At 73.0% G+C, this 20,098-nt stretch carries 17 protein-coding genes; 13 read left to right on the top strand and 4 right to left on the bottom strand.

The genetic code is table 11. From position 1 onward, the window contains the following. Window positions 1-138: 138 nt before the first annotated feature. The 3 genes from AMK25_RS28380 (at window position 139) to AMK25_RS28370 (ending at window position 3,046) form a co-directional block, all read left to right on the top strand. Window positions 139-1,047, top strand: a complete 909-nt coding sequence (locus tag AMK25_RS28380; RefSeq protein ID WP_073831430.1) for a hypothetical protein — start codon at window positions 139-141, stop codon at window positions 1,045-1,047. 96 nt (window positions 1,048-1,143) lie between these two features. Beyond that, complete coding sequence (locus tag AMK25_RS28375) at window positions 1,144-1,719, top strand: ArsR/SmtB family transcription factor (protein ID WP_073831429.1); 576 nt, start codon at window positions 1,144-1,146, stop codon at window positions 1,717-1,719. Between the two features lie 52 nt (window positions 1,720-1,771). Further along, entirely contained in the window at window positions 1,772-3,046 is a 1,275-nt protein-coding gene (locus tag AMK25_RS28370) for an MFS transporter (RefSeq protein WP_073831428.1), read from the top strand. Window positions 3,047-3,097: 51 nt separating this feature from the next. Here AMK25_RS28370 and AMK25_RS28365 read toward each other — a convergent pair whose 3' ends face one another. Then, window positions 3,098-3,301 (bottom strand): cold-shock protein, encoded by a 204-nt coding sequence (locus tag AMK25_RS28365; protein ID WP_013287480.1) that lies wholly within the window; start codon window positions 3,299-3,301, stop codon window positions 3,098-3,100. Window positions 3,302-3,482: 181 nt separating this feature from the next. Between AMK25_RS28365 and AMK25_RS28360 the strand changes: the two genes are divergently transcribed. Together AMK25_RS28360 and AMK25_RS28355 are read left to right on the top strand one after the other, a co-directional pair. Further along, complete coding sequence (locus AMK25_RS28360; protein ID WP_073831427.1) at window positions 3,483-4,157, top strand: class I SAM-dependent methyltransferase; 675 nt, start codon at window positions 3,483-3,485, stop codon at window positions 4,155-4,157. 89 nt (window positions 4,158-4,246) lie between these two features. Then, a complete protein-coding gene (locus AMK25_RS28355; RefSeq protein ID WP_073831450.1) occupies window positions 4,247-4,861 on the top strand; it encodes a DedA family protein in 615 nt (204 codons plus the stop codon). A gap of 45 nt (window positions 4,862-4,906) precedes the next feature. Here AMK25_RS28355 and AMK25_RS28350 read toward each other — a convergent pair whose 3' ends face one another. Both AMK25_RS28350 and AMK25_RS28345 read right to left on the bottom strand, forming a co-directional pair. Then, window positions 4,907-5,560 (bottom strand): MBL fold metallo-hydrolase, encoded by a 654-nt coding sequence (locus tag AMK25_RS28350; protein WP_073831449.1) that lies wholly within the window; start codon window positions 5,558-5,560, stop codon window positions 4,907-4,909. Window positions 5,561-5,568: 8 nt separating this feature from the next. Further along, entirely contained in the window at window positions 5,569-6,285 is a 717-nt protein-coding gene (locus tag AMK25_RS28345) for a maleylpyruvate isomerase family mycothiol-dependent enzyme (protein WP_073831426.1), read from the bottom strand. Window positions 6,286-6,508: 223 nt separating this feature from the next. Here AMK25_RS28345 and rsgA point away from each other — a divergent pair, with 223 nt between their 5' ends. The 5 genes from rsgA to AMK25_RS28320 all read left to right on the top strand — a co-directional run bounded on the left by rsgA (window position 6,509) and on the right by AMK25_RS28320 (window position 14,769). Then, on the top strand, window positions 6,509-7,588 hold the full coding sequence (gene rsgA / locus AMK25_RS28340; protein WP_073831448.1) for a ribosome small subunit-dependent GTPase A: 1,080 nt from the start codon (window positions 6,509-6,511) through the stop codon (window positions 7,586-7,588). 208 nt (window positions 7,589-7,796) lie between these two features. Then, complete coding sequence (uvrA, locus tag AMK25_RS28335) at window positions 7,797-10,739, top strand: excinuclease ABC subunit UvrA (RefSeq protein WP_073831425.1); 2,943 nt, start codon at window positions 7,797-7,799, stop codon at window positions 10,737-10,739. Between the two features lie 101 nt (window positions 10,740-10,840). Further along, window positions 10,841-11,329 carry a Rieske (2Fe-2S) protein gene (locus AMK25_RS28330; protein WP_073831424.1) on the top strand — a complete coding sequence of 163 codons (489 nt, stop codon included), beginning with the start codon at window positions 10,841-10,843 and terminating at the stop codon, window positions 11,327-11,329. Between the two features lie 74 nt (window positions 11,330-11,403). Beyond that, window positions 11,404-13,353, top strand: a complete 1,950-nt coding sequence (gene uvrC, locus AMK25_RS28325) for an excinuclease ABC subunit UvrC (RefSeq protein ID WP_073831423.1) — start codon at window positions 11,404-11,406, stop codon at window positions 13,351-13,353. A gap of 756 nt (window positions 13,354-14,109) precedes the next feature. Beyond that, window positions 14,110-14,769 carry a C39 family peptidase gene (locus tag AMK25_RS28320; protein WP_073831422.1) on the top strand — a complete coding sequence of 220 codons (660 nt, stop codon included), beginning with the start codon at window positions 14,110-14,112 and terminating at the stop codon, window positions 14,767-14,769. 100 nt (window positions 14,770-14,869) lie between these two features. Here the strand turns inward: AMK25_RS28320 and recQ are convergent, their stop codons facing one another. Then, a complete protein-coding gene (gene recQ / locus AMK25_RS28315; RefSeq protein WP_073831421.1) occupies window positions 14,870-16,726 on the bottom strand; it encodes a DNA helicase RecQ in 1,857 nt (618 codons plus the stop codon). 198 nt (window positions 16,727-16,924) lie between these two features. On the opposite strand from recQ, the gene rapZ reads away from it, so the two are divergent. Genes rapZ through whiA form a run of 3 tightly spaced genes read left to right on the top strand, consistent with a single transcriptional unit; the run spans window position 16,925 to window position 19,875 of the window. Beyond that, entirely contained in the window at window positions 16,925-17,836 is a 912-nt protein-coding gene (gene rapZ / locus AMK25_RS28310; RefSeq protein ID WP_073831447.1) for an RNase adapter RapZ, read from the top strand. Next, window positions 17,833-18,840 (top strand): gluconeogenesis factor YvcK family protein, encoded by a 1,008-nt coding sequence (locus tag AMK25_RS28305; RefSeq protein ID WP_073831420.1) that lies wholly within the window; start codon window positions 17,833-17,835, stop codon window positions 18,838-18,840. The genes rapZ and AMK25_RS28305 overlap by 4 nt, the downstream gene beginning before the upstream one ends. A gap of 54 nt (window positions 18,841-18,894) precedes the next feature. Next, entirely contained in the window at window positions 18,895-19,875 is a 981-nt protein-coding gene (whiA, locus tag AMK25_RS28300; RefSeq protein ID WP_030503240.1) for a DNA-binding protein WhiA, read from the top strand. Window positions 19,876-20,098 lie beyond the last annotated feature (223 nt).

The raw sequence follows: 20,098 nt of genomic DNA, 5'->3' as shown, positions 1-20,098 counted from the left end.
TCTGCCTAACCGTGGTTAAGCTCGGGGCAAGTGCCCGGTGCCGTGCAGTTATCCGGCGGGGCGCGTCCGCGGATCGCATGTCATCACGCGGTGTGATTGTCGTGCCCTCGCCGGTCATCGATCGGAAGGGGATCTGCCATGACGTCGGCCCCGGCGAACCTGCTGGCCGTCCGGAACCTGTTGCTCACCTACCTCAACGTCGACAAGAAGGCCGTACGCGGCGACGACCTGGAGCCGGCGGAGGTCGGCATCGTCGGCGACGTCAACCACCGGGGTGGCTACCACTGCGGCTCCGACCGGGTCGTGCGCAACGACTACTCGGTGGTGGAGTCCAGCCGGGACCGGAACGGGCTGACCCTGCACGCGTCCGGGTTGGACGTCGGCATGTTCTCCGTCCGCTCCGGCGGCGGCACGCACAACCTGCGGACGTTCTCCGCCTGGATGGTGGCGCAGTGCGCGGCGAACGCGGCCGACACCCGGGACATCAGGGAGATCATCTACTCCCCGGACGGGAGGACCGTTCGGCGCTGGGACCGGCTGGGACGGCGTACCGGCGGCGACAGCAGCCACCTGTTCCACACCCACTTCAGCTTCTTCCGCGACTCGACCAAGGCGGGGCGTGACCAGACCCCGCTGTTCCGCCGCTATCTGACCGCGATCGGAATGATCGCCATCGCGAAACCGGAGGACGACATGGAACAGACCGACCGGCTCATCAACGACACGGGATCGAGGAACCGTACCGTCGGCGACGTCCTGGCCGACCTGCAGAACCTGCGCAACTGGCTGATCTCGCCGGCCAACACGACCGGGCTCGTGAACCCGCCCATGCCCAACTCGCCGTTGCAGCAGATGCTGGCGATGCTGCGCGCCTGGCCGGCGCTCGTGGCACAGGTCAACGAACTGTCCGGCAAGGACTTCACCGACGAGCAGCAGATCGTCTCCGGCGTGCTGGCCGGGCTGCCGCCGGAGAAGATCGCCGAGGCCATCCCGCCGCAGATCGCCCGGGACGTCGCCGACGAGCTGTCCCGGCGGCTGACCGCCTGACCGTCCGGCGCCGCGACCACGGGTCGCGGCGCCGTCGGCGGGGCAATTCGGCAAGAGGTGTTGCGCAATAGCTCTTGCCAATGTGAGACTCGGCGCATGGAACAGCCGACCGTCCGGCAGATCACCGACTCGCGGGTGCTCGCCGCGCTCGCTCACCCACTGCGCCGCCGGCTCATGGACGTGCTCAAGGTGTACGGCCCGTGCACCGTCGGCATGCTCGCCGAGCGCACCGACCAGGCGCCGGCGAACGTGAGCCACCACCTCAAGGTGCTGGCCGCCGCCGACCTGCTGGTCGAGGCGCCCGAGCTGGCACGCGACCGCCGGGAACGCTGGTGGAAGCCCCGCAACCGGGGCGTGCGCTGGTCCGAGTCCGATTTCGGCGACGACCCGTCCACCCGGGTCGTCGTCGAGGCCGCCGGCTCACTCAACCTGGAGCGGCACACCGAGCTGGTGCGGGCCTGGCACGCCGCCTCCGACGAGACACACGCCGCGTGGAACGACGCCCCGTTCAGCACCGACCACTGGCTGCACCTGACCCCGGAAGAGTTGGAGGCGCTCGGCCGCGAGGTGATCGCCCTGCTCACCCGATGGGCCGACCGGCCGATCCCCGACGACGGGCAGCGCCGCGAGCCGGTCTTCGTCTTCGCCCACGGCGTCCCGGGCCGGCCGTGACCGCCCACACCGTCCCGGCGCCGGCCGCGCGCGCCTTACCGGGGCGCCCGTCGTGACCGCCCCCGCATCTACGGCCGGGCCGGCCGCCCCACCGCGCGGCGGGCTGTTCCGGCACCGCGACTTCCGGCTGCTCTGGACCGGCCACACGGTGAGCGCCGTGGGCAGCAACATGACCACTGTGGCGCTGCCCCTGGTCGCGGTCGCGGTGCTCGACGCCACCACCTTCCAGGTGGCGGTGCTCACCGCCGCGGCGTGGCTGCCCTGGCTGCTCGCCGGCCTGCCGGTCGGGGCGTGGGTCGACCGGGTCCGCCGTCGCCCGGTGATGATCGCCGCCGACCTCGCCGCCGCGGCGCTGTTCGCCAGCGTGCCGCTGGCCGCCCTGGCCGGGCTGCTCACCGTCGGGCACCTGCTGATGGTGGCGCTCGGCGCCGGCCTGGCCCGGGTCTTCTTCGAGACCGCCGACCAGGTCTACCTGCCCACGCTGCTGCGTCCCGAGCAGGTGCCCGAGGCCAACGCCCGGCTGCACGCCACACAGACCGCGAGCTACCTCGTCGGACCCGGACTGGCCGGTCTCGTCGCCCAGCTCGTCGGCGCGGTGACCGCCGTGGCGCTGGACGCGCTCACCTTCCTGCTGTCCGCGCTCTGCCTGCGCCGGATCAGCGCGGTCGAGGCCCGCCCGCACCGTCCGGACGGGACGACGTCGCTGCGCCGCGAGGTCGCCGCCGGACTGCGGTTCGTCGTCCGCGACCCGTACCTGCGGGTGCTGACGGTCTTCGGGGCGGCGAGCAACATCGGGCTCATCGGCTACCAGGCGGTGCTCGTGGTGTTCCTGGTGCGCTCGGCCGAACTCCCGGCGGGCCTGGTCGGCCTCCTGATCGGCCTCGCCAGCCTCGGCGGCGTGATCGGGGCCGCGCTCGCCGCGCGCCTGGCCCGCCGGATCGGCAGCGCCCGGACGTTGCTGGTCGCCGGCGCCCTCACCGGGCCGCCCGCGCTGCTCATCCCGCTGGCCGGACCCGGCGCGCGCACGGCGTGGCTGGTGCTCGGCGGTGTGCTGGTGAGCCTGGGCGTCGCGGTCGGCAACGTGGTGAAGGGCAGCTTCCGGCAGACGTACACGCCGCACCGGCTGCTCGGCCGCGTCACGGTGAGCATGCACCTGCTCAACTACGGCACGATTCCACTGGCCGCCCTGCTCGCCGGCGCGCTGGGCGCGGCCTGGGGGCCGGGCGGCGCGATCCGGGTGATGACCGCGTGGCTGGCGCTGACCCCGCTGATCCTGCTGGCCGGGCCGCTACGGAGACGGCGCGACCTGCCGGCCGCGCCGTCTTGATGATGCGCTGCGACGGCGGTCGGAGCCCCGACCGCCGCCACCGGCACGTCACTACATCGGACGGACGTTGTCCGCCTGCGGGCCCTTCTGGCCCTGGGTCACCTCGAACTCGACCTTCTGACCCTCGTTCAGCTCGCGGTAGCCACTGCTCTGGATGGCCGAGTAGTGGACGAACACGTCCGGGCCTCCGCCGTCCTGCTCGATGAAGCCGAAGCCCTTTTCCGAGTTGAACCACTTGACCGTGCCGGTTGCCATGCGTCTCTCCCTGTTCAATGCGGGCGAGCACCGGCTCCGCGGCCGGTGATCGCCCTGTACCACCCTGACAGTAACCGTCCGGGCCGCAATCCGCTGCCGGAAGCGCGCGGCGCGCCCGTGAATACGTGCCGCGCCGGGAAAATCACCCCGGCGTCGGGCGCGGCGCGGCATGCTTGCCCCGATGAGCACGCAGACGGCTCTGGCCGACCTGGAACAGGAGATCGCGGCGCCCGGCGCGGGCCCGGACCGCCTGCGCCTGGTCGACACGCCGTTCGTGCCCGAGGTACGCCTGCACCTGGCCGAGGACGCCATCCTGTGGTGGGCCCGGATGGAGGCCGCCGCCGGGCGGTCGCTGCCGCCGCCGTACTGGGCGTCGGTCTGGGCCGGCGGGCAGGCGCTGGCCCGGCACCTGCTCGACCACCCCGAGCTGGCCGCCGGGCGGCGGGTGCTCGACCTGGCCGCCGGATCAGGGCTGGTCGCCATCGCCGCCGCGCTCGCCGGCGCGGACGAGGTGGTCGCCAACGACATCGACCCGTACGCGGTGGCGGCCGTCACTGTGAACGCCCGCGCCAACCGGGTCATGGTGGCCGCCGACAGCGACGACCTGCTCGACGGCGTCGCCGGCGCCGACCTGCTGGTGGCCGGGGACGCGCTCTACGACGCCGGACTGGCCGCGCGGGTCCTGCCCTACCTGCGGCGCTGCGCCGACCACGGCGTCGAGGTGCTGGTCGGCGACCCGGACCGGGGCCACCTGCCGCCGGACGGACTGGAGCTGGTGGCCAGCTACCCGGTGCCGACCACCGAGCCCTCCGTCGACTCCCCGGTACGCCGGGTGCAGGTGCTGCGCCCCCGATGACCCTCAGGGATCTCCGGGTCGGGTGTCGGGGACCACTGGGGGATCATGCCCGATGTGCCAGGTGACCGGCGGGCCATAGCGTGCAGCTCATGAACGATCTCGTGGCCGCCGCCGGTGAGCTGCCCACCACCCTCCTGATGGGTCTGCTGGGCATCGTGATGCTCGCCGACGCCGTACCCCTGATCGGGGTGCTGGTGCCCGGCGACGCCGCGGTCCTCGCCGCGGTCGGCGCGGGTCGCCCGGCCGGCGGGGCGCTGACCGTCGCGGCGGTGGTCGCCGGCTGCCTGGCCGGCTGGTCGCTGAGCTTCTTCGCCGGACGGCGCTGGGGCGGGCAGCTGCGGGACAGCCGGGTCGGCGGCTGGATCGGCGAGTCCCGGTGGACCGCCGCCGAGACGCTGCTGCACCGCGGCGGCGGACGGATCGTGCTGGTGGCGCCGTTCCTGCCGGTGTTCAACGCGCTGCTGCCGCTGGCCGCCGGCGGGCTGCGGATGTCGTACCGGCGGTTCCTGGCCTGCGCGGCGGCCGGGGCCACCGCCTGGGCCGGGCTCTACGTGGCGCTCGGGCTCACCGCGCGGGCGCTGACCGGGCTGCTTCCCGGCGCGCTGAACCCCACGGTGCTGACCATGGCGGTCGGGCTGCTGCTCGCCGGGCCGGTGCTGCTCGCCACCCGGCGCCGGCTGCGGGCGGTCACTGTCACCGGCTGACCGCGACCGGCCCGGCCGCCACGGGGGAGGCCGGGCCGGTCGTGCTCACCAGCCGCGGGCGCGCCACTGCGGCACCGCGGGCCGCTCGGCGCCGATGGTGCTGTCCTTGCCGTGCCCCGGGTAGAACCAGGTGTCGTCGGGCAGGCGGTCGAAGAGCTTGGCCTCGACGTCGTCGATGAGCCGGCCGAAGCGCTCCGGGTCCTGGTCGGTGTTCCCGACCCCGCCCGGGAAGAGAGAGTCCCCTGTGAACAGGTGCGGGGTGCCGGCCGGGTCGCGGTAGAGCAGCGCGATCGAGCCCGGGGTGTGCCCGCGCAGGTGGATGACCTCCAGCGTGCAGTCGCCCACCGTCACGGTGTCGCCCTCGCTGAGCCGCTCGGCGGAGATGGGCAGGCCCTCCGCGTCGTCGGCGTGCACGAGCGCGCGCGCACCGGTCTTGGCCACCACCTCCTCCAGCGCGACCCAGTGGTCCATGTGCCGGTGCGTGGTCACCACGGCGGACAGCCCACCGTCGCCGACCAGCTCCAGCAGTCGAGGCGCCTCGTTCGCCGCGTCGATCAGCACCTGCTCGCCGGTGGCCCGGCAGCGCAGCAGGTAGGCGTTGTTGTCCATCGGGCCCACCGACAGCTTGCTGACGGTGAGCCGGTCGAGCTCGCGCACGGCCGGCGGCCCGCCGGGCGTGACGTCTCCGGTGTAGGTCATGACGATGCTCAGATCCATTCCGGTGGGTTGGGCAGAGGGCCGTCGGGGTCGACGGTGAGCAGCTCGCCCGCGCCCCGGCCGGTCAGCCAGGCGGCGAGTTCCGGCGCGGGGCCGGTGATCGTGGGCGCCCCCTCGGGGTCGCCCACGACGAGTTCGGAGGCCGCGCCGTCGAAGCGCAGCACCATGGCCGGCGCGGCCGGATTGCCGGACAGCCCGGTCACCACCTCGTGCAGCAGCCGCTGGGCGAACGCCTCCGGCCAGTCCGCCGGCTGGTAACCGGCCGCCAGGTCGACGTGGTGGACCTCGACCTCGCGCAGCCGGCCCCAGACCAGCATCGCCGCCGGCCAGGGGCCGCGCCGGGTCTGCACGGTGGCGCCCCAGGCGTCGACGGGCATCGCCGCGACCGCTGCGTCGAAGCGCTGACCGCTGCGGCGTACGTCATCGAGCAGGTCGGCCGGACCGCGCTCGGCGCCGGCGTCGATGTCGTCGGCGCGGGCCTGCGCCGAGGCGTACATCGGGATGTCCTCGCCGGTGCGCGCGGAGGTGAGCAGGTTGACGAACCCGTCGGCGTTGCGGGCCAGGTGGGTGAGCACGTGCGCCCGGGACCAGCCCGGCAGCAGCGAGGGCGCCGCGACGTCCGCGGCGGTCAGGCCGGAGACGGTACGCAGGAGCCGGTCGTTCGCCTCGGCCAGCGGGCCGGTCAGCAGCAGGGGGTCGGCGGTCATCTCGTTCTCACGGTTCGACCCTAGCTGGCCCGAGCGGGCCGCGCCGCAGGGGAAATCGCTTTCGGCGCGTCGGCGCGCCACCTACCGTCAGGGCCGACGACCTCGGGCCGCCCGGTCCGCGTCGTCGCCAACGCGGCACCGGGAGTCGGAGGGGAGGTGGTGCGCATGCCGGCCGCAGCGCGTGTGTTCCGCCATGCACCCCCTCGACACCGATGAGGACACCATGACTCTCGACCTGACCGCCCTCGGCTGGGACGCCGGCTGGGCGGCCCACCTCGACCGGCGTGCCGGCCACCGTCCCGGGCGGGTCGCCCGGGTGGACCGGGGCGTCTGCACCGTGCTGAGCCCGCAGGGGCCGGTACGGGCCAGCCTCGGCGGCGGCGTGCTCGCCGCTGCCGCCCGTGACCTGACCGCGCTGCCCTGCGCGGGCGACTGGGTGCTGCTGTCCACCTGGCCGGACGGCCCGGTCACCGTGGAGGCGGTGCTGCCCCGGCGTACGGCGCTGGTGCGGCGAACCGCCGGCAAGGACGCCAGCGGCCAGGTGCTGGCCGCCAACCTCGACGCCGCCGCGGTGGTCGAACCGGTGCACCCGGAGCCGGACGCCGCGCGGATCGAGCGGCTGCTCTCCCTGGTGCACGAATCCGGCGCGGAGCCGCTCGTCGTACTCACCAAGGCCGACCTGGCCGCGGACCCGGAAGCGGTGGCCCGGCAGCTGGCCGACCTCGCGCCGGGCGTGCCGGTGCTGCCGGTCAGCGCCGAGCGGGGCGCGGGCCTGGCGCCGCTGCGCCGGTTCGTCGGCCCGGGGAGCACGCTCGGCCTGCTCGGCCCCTCCGGCGCCGGCAAGTCGAGCCTGGTCAACGCGCTGGCCGGGGCGGAGGTGATGCGGACCCAGGCGATCCGCCGGGTCGACGGCAAGGGCCGGCACACCACCACCTGGCGGTCGCTGGTGCCGCTGCCGGATGGGGGAGCGGTGCTGGACACCCCCGGGGTACGGGCGGTCGGCCTGCTCGACGGCGCCGCCGGTCTGGACCGCGCCTTCGCCGACATCGCCGAGCTGGCCGCCGGCTGCCGGTACGGCGACTGCGCCCACGACGCCGAGCCGGGCTGCGCGGTGCGGGACGCGCTGGAGGACGGCGCGCTGCCGGTGCGCCGCTGGGAGAGCTGGCGCCGGCTGCAGCGGGAGATCGAGTACGAGGGCGGCCGGCGCGCGGCCCGGCTGGCGGCCGAACGGCGGGGCGGCTGGCGTGGCGGGCGGCGACGCACCGGGCGTCCGGCCACGCCCCCGGCTCCCGGGGCATTCTGAACCGGCCCGAGCCGGTCGGGTGGGAATGAGTGGTTCCCGCCCGACCGGCCTGAGCTGGGGGAATGTTCGCGCGACGGAAGTTGTCACACGTCGGGGCTAGAGTTGCCGAGGCGTCTTTTCTGCGCCCCGACAACCTGTGAAAAACACCCAGACCCGGCGTCTGGTGCACAGATCCGCCTCATATTCTTCTTCCGGGAGCACACGCACCGTGGCCGACCGACTGATCATCCGTGGCGCGCGCGAGCACAACCTGCGTGACGTCAGTCTCGACCTGCCCCGGGACGCCCTGATCGTCTTCACCGGGCTCTCCGGTTCGGGCAAGTCGAGCCTGGCGTTCGACACCATCTTCGCCGAGGGGCAGCGCCGCTACGTCGAGTCGCTGTCGTCGTACGCCCGGCAGTTCCTCGGCCAGATGGACAAGCCCGACGTTGACTTCATCGAGGGCCTCAGCCCCGCCGTCTCCATCGACCAGAAGTCCACCTCGCGCAACCCGCGCTCCACCGTCGGCACCATCACCGAGGTCTACGACTACCTCCGCCTGCTGTTCGCCCGCATCGGCGAGCCGCACTGCCCGATCTGCGGCGAGCGCATCTCCAAGCAGAGCCCGCAGCAGATCGTCGACCGCGTCCTGGCCATGGCCGAGGGCACCCGGTTCATGGTGCTCGCGCCGGTGGTGCGCGGCCGCAAGGGCGAGTACGTCGACCTGTTCGCCGAGCTGCAGGCCAAGGGCTACGCCCGGGCCCGGGTCGACGGCGTGGTGCACCCGCTGACCGAGCCGCCGAAGCTCAAGAAGCAGGAGAAGCACACCATCGAGGTGGTGATCGACCGGCTCAGCGTCAAGCCGAGCGCCAAGCAGCGGCTGACCGACTCGGTCGAGGCCGCGCTCGGGCTCTCCGGCGGCCTGGTGCTGCTCGACTTCGTCGACCTGCCGGAGGACGACCCGGCCCGCGAGCGCCGCTACTCCGAGCACCTGGCCTGCCCGAACGACCACCCCCTCGCCATCGAGGACCTGGAACCCCGGGTGTTCTCCTTCAACGCCCCCTACGGCGCCTGCCCGGAGTGCACCGGCCTGGGCACGAAGAAGGAGGTCGACCCCGAGCTGGTCATCCCCGACCCGGAGCGCACGCTGCGCGAGGGCGCGATCCAGCCGTGGGCCACCGGGCACAACCTCGAATACTTCCTGCGGCTGCTGGAGGCGCTGGGCGAGGCCGAGCACTTCGACATCGACACGCCGTGGCGGGCGTTGCCGTCGCGGGCGCAGAAGACGATCCTGCACGGCTCCGACGACCAGGTGCACGTGCGCTACCGCAACAAGTACGGCCGCGAGCGCTCCTACTACACCGGCTTCGAGGGCGTGGTGCAGTGGATCGAGCGCCGGCACACCGACACCGAGTCGGAGTGGTCCCGGGACAAGTACGAGGGCTACATGCGGGACGTGCCCTGCGCGGCCTGCGGCGGCGCGCGGCTCAAGCCCGAGGTGCTCGCGGTCACCCTGGCCGGCAAGAGCATCGCCGAGGTCTGCAACCTCTCCGTCGGCGAGGCGGCCGACCTGCTCGCCGGCATCGAGCTGACCGACCGGCAGAAGATGATCGCCGAGCGGGTGCTCAAGGAGATCAACGCCCGGCTGAAGTTCCTGCTCGACGTCGGCCTGGACTACCTCTCGCTGGACCGCCCGGCCGGCACGCTCTCTGGCGGTGAGGCCCAGCGCATCCGGCTCGCCACCCAGATCGGCTCCGGCCTGGTCGGCGTGCTCTACGTGCTCGACGAGCCGTCCATCGGCCTGCACCAGCGCGACAACCACCGCCTCATCGAGACGCTGCTGCGGCTGCGCGGGCTCGGCAACACGCTGATCGTGGTCGAGCACGACGAGGACACCATCCGGGTGGCCGACTGGATCGTCGACATCGGCCCCGGCGCGGGCGAGCACGGCGGCAAGATCGTGCACAGCGGCTCGGTGCCGGCGCTGCTGGACAACGCCGAGTCCGTCACCGGGGCGTATCTGGCCGGGCGCAAGTCCATCCCGACGCCCGCCGACCGCCGTGCGCAGACGCCGGGGCGCGAGCTGGTGGTGCACGGCGCGCGCGAGCACAACCTGCGCAACCTCACCGTGAGCTTCCCGCTCGGCCAGCTCATCGCGGTCACCGGGGTCAGCGGCTCGGGCAAGTCGACGCTCGTGAACGACATCCTCTACGCCGTGCTGGCGAACCAGATCAACGGCGCCCGGCTGGTGCCCGGCCGGCACACCCGGGTCACCGGCCTGGAGAACGTGGACAAGGTCGTCGGCGTGGACCAGTCGCCGATCGGGCGTACCCCGCGCTCCAACCCGGCCACCTACACCGGGGTCTGGGACCACATCCGCAAGCTCTTCGCCGAGACCACCGAGGCCAAGGTCCGGGGGTACGGCCCGGGCCGGTTCTCGTTCAACGTCAAGGGCGGGCGCTGCGAGGCGTGCTCCGGCGACGGCACCATCAAGATCGAGATGAACTTCCTGCCGGACGTCTACGTCCCCTGCGAGGTGTGCAAGGGCGCGCGTTACAACCGCGAGACGCTCGAAGTGCACTACAAGGGCAAGACGGTCGCCGAGGTGCTGGACATGCCGATCGAGGAGGCGGCCGAGTTCTTCTCCGCCATCCCGGCCATCCACCGGCACCTCAGGACGCTCGTCGACGTCGGCCTCGGCTACGTGCGCCTCGGCCAGCCCGCGCCGACGCTGTCCGGCGGTGAGGCGCAGCGCGTCAAGCTCGCCTCGGAGCTGCAGAAGCGCTCCACCGGCCGCACCGTCTACGTGCTCGACGAGCCGACCACCGGCCTGCACTTCGAGGACATCCGCAAGCTGCTGATGGTGCTGGAGGGCCTGGTCGACAAGGGCAACACGGTCATCACCATCGAGCACAACCTCGACGTGATCAAGACGGCCGACTGGCTCATCGACATGGGTCCCGAGGGCGGGCACCGGGGCGGCACCGTCATCGCCACCGGCACGCCGGAGGAGGTCGCCGAGGTGCCGGAGAGCCACACCGGGCAGTTCCTGCGGCCGATCCTCAAGCTCGACGGCCAGGCCAAGGGCGCCAAGGCGGCCACCACCCGGGCGGCCAAGGCCAACGGCGGCGCCAAGCCGCGGGCCCGCAAGGTGCCGGCCGGGGCGCGCTGACCGACGTCCTCCACCGCGGTGCCCGGTTCGTTGACGCGCCAGTATGAACCGTGTCCCACGCTGGTGCGTGTTTCCGCAGTAAGTCGAGAGAAAGGCCGGATATGAGTGATGACCAGGCGTTGACCCGACCGGTCACCCAGAGCCGCCGTGCCCTGCTGGCCGGCGCCGGCGCGGTCGGCGCGGCCGTGGTGCTCGCGGGCTGCGGCAGCGACGACGACGCGTCGCCCGGGCTCGCCCCGACCAGCGGTGGCCCGCCCGGCGCCACCGCCACCGGTGACGCCGGTGGCGGTGACCGGGCCGGCAGCAACGCCGTGGCCCGTACCTCGGACATCCCGGTCGGCGGCGGCGCGGTCTTCGCCAGCCAGGGCGTGGTGATCACCCAGCCCGAGGCCGGCCAGTTCAAGGCGTTCGACCCGATCTGCACGCACCAGCGCTGCCCGGTGTCGAACGTCGACGGCGGCACGATCAACTGCACCTGCCACAACAGTCGGTTCTCCATCACCGACGGCTCGGTGAAGGGCGGCCCGGCCACCAAGCCGCTCCCGGCCAAGGAGATCACCGTCGACGGCGACCAGATCCGCCTGGCCTGACCCCCGCCGCGCCCCCGGTCACCCGGGGGCGCGGCGGCGGCCGGGTGTCGGGGGTGCGGACTAGGCTTGAGAACGTGGCTGACCCCTCGACCTACCGTCCCGCGCCCGGCACCATCCCGGAGTCGCCAGGGGTCTACCGCTTCCGCGACGGCACCGGCCGGGTGATCTACGTCGGCAAGGCGCGCAACCTGCGCAGCCGGCTCAACTCCTACTTCGCCGACCCGGTCGGCCTGCACCAGCGCACCCGGCAGATGGTCTTCACCGCCGAGTCGGTCGACTGGATCACCGTCGCCACCGAGGTCGAGGCGCTCCAGCAGGAATACACCTGGATCAAGCAGTACGACCCCAGGTTCAACGTCCGCTACCGCGACGACAAGTCGTACCCCTATCTCGCGGTCACGCTCGACGAGGAATACCCCCGGTTGCAGGTGATGCGCGGCGCCAAGCGCAAGGGCGTGCGCTACTTCGGGCCGTACTCCCACGCCTGGGCGATCCGCGAGACGCTCGACCTGCTGCTGCGCGTCTTCCCGGCGCGGACCTGCTCGTCCGGGGTGTTCAAGCGGGCCGGGCAGGTCGGCCGGCCCTGCCTGCTGGGTTACATCGGCAAGTGCTCCGCGCCGTGCGTCGGCAGCGTCACCGCCGAACGGCACCGCGAGATCGTCGACGGCTTCTGCGACTTCATGGCCGGCCGCACCGACACCATGGTCCGCCGGCTGGAGAAGGAGATGCTCGACGCCAGCGAGCAGTTGGAGTTCGAGCGGGCCGCCCGCCTGCGCGACGACGTCGCGGCGCTGCGCCGGGCCATGGAGAAGCAGACGGTGGTGCTCGGCGACGGCACCGACGCCGACGTGGTCGCGTTCGCCGACGACCCGCTCGAAGCCGCCGTGCAGGTGTTCCACGTACGCGGCGGCCGGGTGCGCGGCCAGCGCGGCTGGGTGGTGGAGAAGACCGAGGAGCTGAGCACCGGCGACCTGGTGCACCACTTCTGCACCCAGGTGTACGGCGGCGAGCAGGGCGAGGCCGACGTGCCGCGCGAGCTGCTCGTCCCCGAGTTGCCCGGCGACGCCGACGCGCTCGCCGACTGGCTCTCCACCCGCCGGGGCAGCCGGGTGTCGCTGCGGGTGCCCCAGCGCGGCGACAAGCGGTCGCTGCTGGAGACCGTCGAGCGCAACGCCAGGGACGCGCTGGCCCGGCACAAGCTCAAGCGGGCCGGCGACCTGACCACCCGCAGCCAGGCGCTCGACGAGATCGCCGACGCGCTCGCCATGAACACGTCACCGCTGCGCATCGAGTGCTTCGACGTCTCGCAGATCCAGGGCACCGACGTCGTCGCCAGCATGGTCGTGTTCGAGGACGGGCTGCCCCGCAAGAGCGAATACCGTCGCTTCATCGTGCGCGGCGCCACCGACGACCTGTCGGCCATGTCCGAGGTGCTGCGGCGGCGCTTCGCCCGCTACCTCGACGCGCGCGCCGAGACCGGTGAGCTGGGCGAGGAGACCGCCTCCGACCCCGACCGACCCGGCATCGACCCGACCACCGGGCGGCCGCGCAAGTTCGCGTACCCGCCGCAGCTCGTGGTGGTCGACGGCGGCCCGCCCCAGGTCGCCGCCGCCGCGAAGGCGCTCGCCGAGCTGGGCATCGACGACGTGGCGCTGTGCGGGCTGGCCAAGCGGCTGGAAGAGGTCTGGCTGCCCGACGACGAGTTCCCGGTGATCCTGCCGCGTACGTCCGAGGCGCTCTACCTGCTGCAACGCGTACGCGACGAGGCGCACCGCTTCGCCATCACGTTCCACCGCCAGCGCCGCTCCAAGCGGATGACCGAGTCGGCGCTGGACAACGTGCCCGGCCTCGGCGAGGTACGCCGCAAGGCGCTGCTGCGGCACTTCGGCTCGTTGAAGCGGCTCTCCACCGCCACCGTGGAGGAGATCACCGAGGTCCCCGGAGTCGGCAGGCGTACGGCCGAGGCGATCCTGGCCGCGCTCGACGGCTCCACCGACGCCACCACGGCTGCCCCCCGTCCCTGACCCTTCTCGTGCTCGCGCCTGCCGTCGTGGCCCGGCCGCTGTCCAGCGGGCGTCAACAAACGCCCGTTGTCCGGTCCGCCGGCCCGCCACCGTCGTCGCGTGCCGTGGGTGGAACGCCATGGGTGTCTCGGCCCGCGTTTGGCACCCACACCGTTCCAGTCGCCGTCGCCAGGTGTCTCGGGTGGAACGCCGTGGGTGTCTCCGCCCGCTTTTGACACCTACGCCGTTCCAGCCACGCCTGTTCCCGATGGGCGAAACCGCCATCCCGTCCCCTGATCTTGCATTTGGTGCCCAACAGATGCTCGCTTTGCGAGGTTTGTCCAGCACCAAACTGCAAGATCGCCGTGCGCGCGCACCGCGAAGGCGCCGCCCAGCGCGCCTTGGGGCCGGTGTCCGGTTTGCCGGGGTGGCGCGTTGTGGTCGGCGCCATGCTCACGGCGGAATCCGGGGTGGGGTGCAGGCGTTGTACATGGCTGGCCGCCCAGGCATCAGGGCCGAGCGCTCAACCCGGTCCGCCCGGCACCACGGGTCAGGTCACGGGAATCGCCCCGGCCCGGCCGTCGTTACATCCCCCGACGACGAGCACCCCCGCCGGCGGGAATGACCCCGGCCCGGTGGTCGTTACATCCCCGAGCCGCGGAGCAGCCCCCTCTCGGGTCGCCCGCGTGCCAGCCCTTCCACGGGCACCCCCAAGACTTCCCCCTCGCGGCACCCCCCCTTTGCCGCGTCATCCCCCACTTCAGGGAGGCAACCATCATGGCTACCACTCTGCTGCGCAAGACCGTTCTGACCGCTGCTGGTGTCGTCGCCACCGCCGGTGGCATCGCCGGCCCCGCGATCGCCGCCCACGCCGCCCCCACCACCGGCACCACGAGCGTGGTGGCCGACCGCAAGAGCGGCCACGGCGAGCGCGAACTGGACGTGCGCTACGAAGCCCAGCCCAACTTCTACTTCTGCGGCCCCGCCGCCGCCCGTAACGCGCTGAGCGTGCAGGGCAAGAACATCGACGTGCACGCCATGGCCGAGGAGATGGGCACCACCGAGGCCGGCACCAACTCCATCAACGACATCACCCCCGTGCTGAACAAGGAGACCGGCGCCAAGGACGCCTACAAGTCGGTCGAGATCAGCACCCCCAAGGCCGACGACAAGCAGACCGACATCCTGCGCGCTGACGTGGTGAAGACCGTCGACGCCGGCCGGGCCGTGGTCGCCAACATCGCCGGCACCGCCACCGACACCGACGGCAACACCCACTCCTTCGAAGGCGGCCACTACATCAGCGTCATCGGCTACCGCGACGACGGCCGCACCGTCACCATCGCCGACAGCGCCAACCCGAACACCGCCACCTACCGGATGAGCATCGACAACCTCGCCGACTGGATCGCCACCCGCGGCTACAGCACCAGCTAACAACACCACCGCCGCACCCATGGCTGCAGAGCAAGAACAGGCAGCACGCACACCGAAAGGGCCCGACCCCCACCACGGGGGTCGGGCCCTTTCGCGTGCGTCAGGACTCGGCGAGGACGGCCAGGATCGCCTCGCCGTACTTGGCGAGCTTGTTCTCGCCCACCCCGCTGACCCGGGACAGCTCGGCCAGGGAAGCCGGCGGCTCGGCGGCGATCTGCCGCAGCGTCGCGTCGTGGAAGATGACGTACGCGGGGACGCCCTGCTCCTTGGCGGTGGCCGCGCGCCACGCGCGGAGTCGCTCGAAGACCGGCGCGGCGGCGGGGGAGAGGTCGGCGACCACAGTGGCCGCGCCCCGGGGCTTGGCGGACCGGCCGGCCGCCGGACGCTCCGGCTCCTTGCGCAGCGTGACGGTACGGCGGCGGCCGAGCACGTCCGCGCTGGCCTCGGTCAGCGCCAGCGTGCCGTAGTCGCCCTCGACGGCGAGCAGACCCTCGGCGAGCAGTTGGCGCACCACGCCACGCCATTCGGCCTCGCGCAGCTCGGAGCCGATGCCGAACGTGCTCAGCGAGTCGTGGCCGTACTGGTCGATCTTGTCGGTGTGCTTGCCGAGCAGGATGTCGATGCTGTGCCCGGCGCCGAAGCGCTGGTTGCGTTCGCGGTCGAGCCGGTAGACGGTGGAGAGCAGCTTCTGCGCGGCGACGGTGCCGTCCCAGGACTCCGGCGGGTCGAGGCAGGTGTCGCAGTTGCCGCAGGCGGCCACTGCGGTCTCGCCGAAGTATTCGAGCAGCTGGGCGCGGCGGCAGCGGACCGTCTCGCAGAGCGCCAGCATCGCGTCCAGGTGGGCGGCGAGGTTGCGCCGGTGCGCCAGGTCGCCCTCCGACGTCTCGATCATCTTGCGCTGCTGCACCACGTCCTGCAGCCCGTACGCCAGCCAGGCCGTGGACGGCAGCCCGTCGCGCCCGGCGCGGCCGGTCTCCTGGTAGTAGCCCTCCACCGACTTCGGCAGGTCGAGGTGGGCGACGAAGCGTACGTCGGGCTTGTCGATGCCCATGCCGAACGCGATCGTGGCGACCATGACCAGCCCGTCCTCGCGCAGGAAGCGCTGCTGGTTGGTGGCGCGGGTCGTGGCGTCCAGCCCGGCGTGGTAGGGCAGCGCGGGGATGCCGTTGGCGACCAGGAACTCGGCGGTCTTCTCCACCGAGGCCCGGGACAGGCAGTAGACGATGCCGGCGTCGCCCGGGTGCTCGTCGCGCAGCAGGCTCAGCAACTGCTTGCGCGGCTCCCGCTTGGGCACGATGCGGTACTGGATGTTGGGCCGGTCGAAGCTGGCCACGAAGTGCCGGGCCTCGGTGAGCCGCAGGCGGGTGGCGATCTCGGTGCGGGTCGCCCGGGTCGCGGTGGCGGTCAGCGCGATCCGCGGCACGTCCGGCCAGCGCTCGTGCAGCATCGACAGGTTGAGGTAGTCGGGGCGGAAGTCGTGCCCCCACTGCGAGACGCAGTGCGCCTCGTCGATCGCGAACAGCGCGATCCGGCCGCGTTCCAGCAGGCCGAGCGTGGAGCGTACGGCGAGCCCTTCCGGGGCGAGGTAGAGCAGGTCCAGCTCGCCGGCGAGGTAGGCCGCCTCGACCCGGCGCCGCTGCGCCGGGTCCTGCGTCGAGTTGAGGAAACCGGCGCGTACGCCGACGGCGGTGAGGGCGTCGACCTGGTCCTGCATGAGCGCGATCAGCGGGGAGACCACTACCGCCACGCCGTCGCGCACCAGCGCCGGGATCTGGTAGCACAGCGACTTGCCGCCACCGGTGGGCATGAGCACCAGCGCGTCGCCGCCGGACACCACGTGTTCGACGACCTCCTGCTGGAAGCCGCGGAAGGCGTCGTACCCGAAGACCCGCCGCAGCACCCGCAGCGCGTCGTCGGTCTGGGGGGCGTTGGTCCGCTCGTCGGTGGGGGAGACCATCCGGGCAGTCTACGAGCGTCCCCCGACAGCGCCGTCCCGGCGAGCCGCTCCGGGGCCGGCGACATGTTCCGGTCGTCACCCCGTGGAATCCCGGGCCGGGTCGCAGCCGTTAGAGTCGCTGATTGACCATGCGCGGCCGACCGGCCGCGGCGCCACGGCTGGGGGTAGCGGGTGAGCGAGGCGCGTACAGCGGGAGACCTGGGGCCGACCGAGGCGGAGACGACGCCGGTACGGCCTGCGCAGGCCGAGTCGGACACCTCACTGGTGGTGGTGACCGGGCTGTCCGGCGGCGGGCGCAGCACTGTGGCCCGGGCGTTGGAGAACGTCGGCTACTACGTGGTCGACAACCTGCCCCAGGCGCTGCTGCTCGACATGGCCGAGCTGGCGTTCAAAGCCGGTGGCGCGGCCCGGCGTACGGCGATGGTGCTGGACGTGCGCTCGCGGGCGTTCTCCACCGACCTGGCCGGGGCGATCCGGGAGTTGCGCGAGCGCGGCTTCCAGCCCCGGGTGGTCTTCGTCGACGCCGACGACGAGGTGCTGATCCGCCGGTTCGAGAGCGTGCGCCGCTCGCACCCGTTGCAGGGCGACGGGCGGCTGGCCGACGGCATCGCCGTCGAGCGGACGCTGCTGGAGGAGGCCCGCGACCAGGCCGACGTGATCATCGACACCAGCCACCTGAACGTGAACCAGCTGCGGCGCCGGGTCGAGGAGCTGTTCGGCGGCGAGGACGCCCGCCGGCTGCGGATCACCGTGATCTCGTTCGGCTTCAAGTACGGCCTGCCTCCGGACGCCGACTTCGTGATGGACGCCCGGTTCCTGCCCAACCCGTACTGGGTGCCGGAGCTGCGCGAGCACACCGGCCGGGAGGAGGCGGTGAGCGCGTACGTGCTGGGCCAGGAGGGCGCGGACGCCTTCGTGGCCGGGTACGCCGACCTGGTCAACGCCACCACCGCCGGCTTCGAGCGGGAGGGCAAGCGCTACCTGACCGTGGCGGTCGGCTGCACCGGCGGCAAGCACCGCAGCGTGGCGATCGCCGAGGAGCTGGCCGCCCGGCTGCGCCGCTCCGGCATAGCCGCCAACGCCCAGCACCGGGACCTGGGGCGGGAGTGACCCCGACCAGGGTGGTCGCCTTCGGCGGCGGGCACGGGCTCTCGGCGTCGCTGCGGGCGCTGCGGCACTGCGTACCCGAACTGGACCTGGACATCACCGCGGTGGTCACCGTCGGCGACGACGGCGGGTCCAGCGGGCGGCTGCGCGCGGAGCGCGGCGGCCTGCCCCCGGGTGACCTGCGTCAGGCGCTCGTCGCGCTGGCCGGCGACCATCCGGCCACCCGGCGCAGCGCGGCGCTGTTCCAGTACCGCTTCACCACCGCCGTGCCGCCGGCGCCGACGCTCGCCGCACCGGTTCCGGCCGCCCGCGCCGGTGACTCGCTCGCCGGCCACGCGGTCGGCAACCTGCTGCTGCACGGCCTGACCGAGCTGCTCGGCGATCCGGTGGCCGCGCTCGACCACGCGGGCGCGATGCTCGGCGCGGTGGGGCGGGTGCTGCCGATGTCCCGCCAGCCGGTGGGCATCGAGGCGCGGGTCCGCGGCGCCGACCCGGCCCATCCGGACGAGGTGTCCACCGTGCGCGGGCAGCACCAGGTGGCGGTCACCCCGGGCACCGTCGAGTCGCTGCGGCTCAACCCGCCCGCGCCGGCCGCGTGCGCCGAGGCGGTGACAGCGGTACGCGCCGCGGACTGGCTGATCTTCGGGCCGGGCAGCTGGTACACGAGCGTGCTGCCGCATCTGCTGGTGCCGGGCCTGGCCGACGCGATCGTCTCCAGCTCGGCGCGGCGGCTGGTGACGCTCAACCTGGTGGCCGAGAAGGAGACCTCCGGGCTCTCCCTGCCCGACCATCTGGACACGCTGCGGCGCTATCTGCCCGAGCTGAAGGTGGACCGGGTGCTGGCGGACTCGACGGCGGTGGGTGATCCCGCGGCGGTCGAACGTGCGGCAGAATCGCTTGGTGCCCGGCTGGTCCTCGCTCCCGTCGCCGTCCTCGACGGCACGCCCCGTCATGATCCAGCTGCCCTGGGCGCCGCGCTGGTGCCTGTCCTGCGCGCCGATCGTTAGACACGTACGTAATCACCGGCGACACGCCGGAACCGGTCCGTGAGGGGGCGCACTATGGCGATGACGGCTGCGGTCAAGGACGAGCTGAGTCGGGTCGACGTGCCCAAGCCCTGCTGTCGGCGGGCGGAGATGGCCGCCCTGCTGCGTTTCGCGGGCGGTCTGCACATCGTGTCGGGCCGCGTCGTGGTCGAGGCGGAGCTGGACACCGGCGCGGTGGCCCGCCGGCTGCGGCGCGAGGTGGCCGAGGTCTACGGCTACCCGAGCGAGATCCACGTGCTCGCCTCCGGTGGCCTGCGCAAGGGCAGCCACTTCATCGTGCGGGTGGTCAAGGACGGCGAGGCGCTCGCCCGGCAGACCGGCCTGCTCGACGTGCGGGGCCGCCCGGTGCGCGGCCTGCCGCCGCACGTGGTGGCCGCGAACGTCTGCTGCGCGGTCTCGGCCTGGCGGGGCGCGTTCATGGCGCACGGCTCGCTGACCGAGCCGGGCCGATCCAGCGCGCTGGAGATCACCTGCCCCGGCCCGGAGTCGGCGCTGGCGCTCGTCGGCGCGGCCCGCCGCATCGGCATCACCGCGAAGAACCGCGAGGTGCGCGGCGTGGACCGGGTGGTGGTCAAGGACGGCGACGCGATCGCCGCGCTGCTCACCCGCATCGGCGCGCACTCCAGCGTGCTGGCCTGGGAGGAGCGGCGGGTACGCCGGGAGGTGCGCGCCACCGCCAACCGGCTGGCCAACTTCGACGACGCCAACCTGCGCCGCTCGGCCCGTGCGGCGGTGGCCGCCGCGGCCCGGGTGACCCGCGCGCTGGAGATCCTCGCCGACGACGCGCCCAACCACCTGACCTCGGCCGGCCGGCTGCGGCTGGAGCACCGTCAGGCGTCCCTGGAGGAGCTGGGCGCGCTCGCCGAGCCGCCACTGACCAAGGACGCCATCGCCGGCCGGATCCGCCGGCTGCTCGCGCTGGCCGACAAGCGCGCCCGCGACCTGGGCATCCCGGATACGGAAGCGGCAGTCACGCCCGACATGCTCGTGGTCTGATAGGACTCGGGCGGCGAGCACCGCGAGCGGGGTCACCACCCGCCGCAGCGCGACGTCGCACGCTCGGATATGGTCGCTGCGTACGGCAAGGGGGCCGCGCACAGGCATCCCTCGCCGTGCTCACCGCCTCGGGCGGTCAGGTCTCCGGGACCGCGGCGGGGTGGCCGAGATGACATGTCGACGGCCGGCTCCAACGGTCGGCGCACACACCTCCGCCGGCCCC

It is taken from the genome of Micromonospora sp. TSRI0369 (assembly GCF_001905625.1).
GTDB classification, from domain to species: domain Bacteria; phylum Actinomycetota; class Actinomycetes; order Mycobacteriales; family Micromonosporaceae; genus Micromonospora; species Micromonospora echinospora_A.
This window is presented reverse-complemented; position numbering and strand designations above follow the sequence as displayed.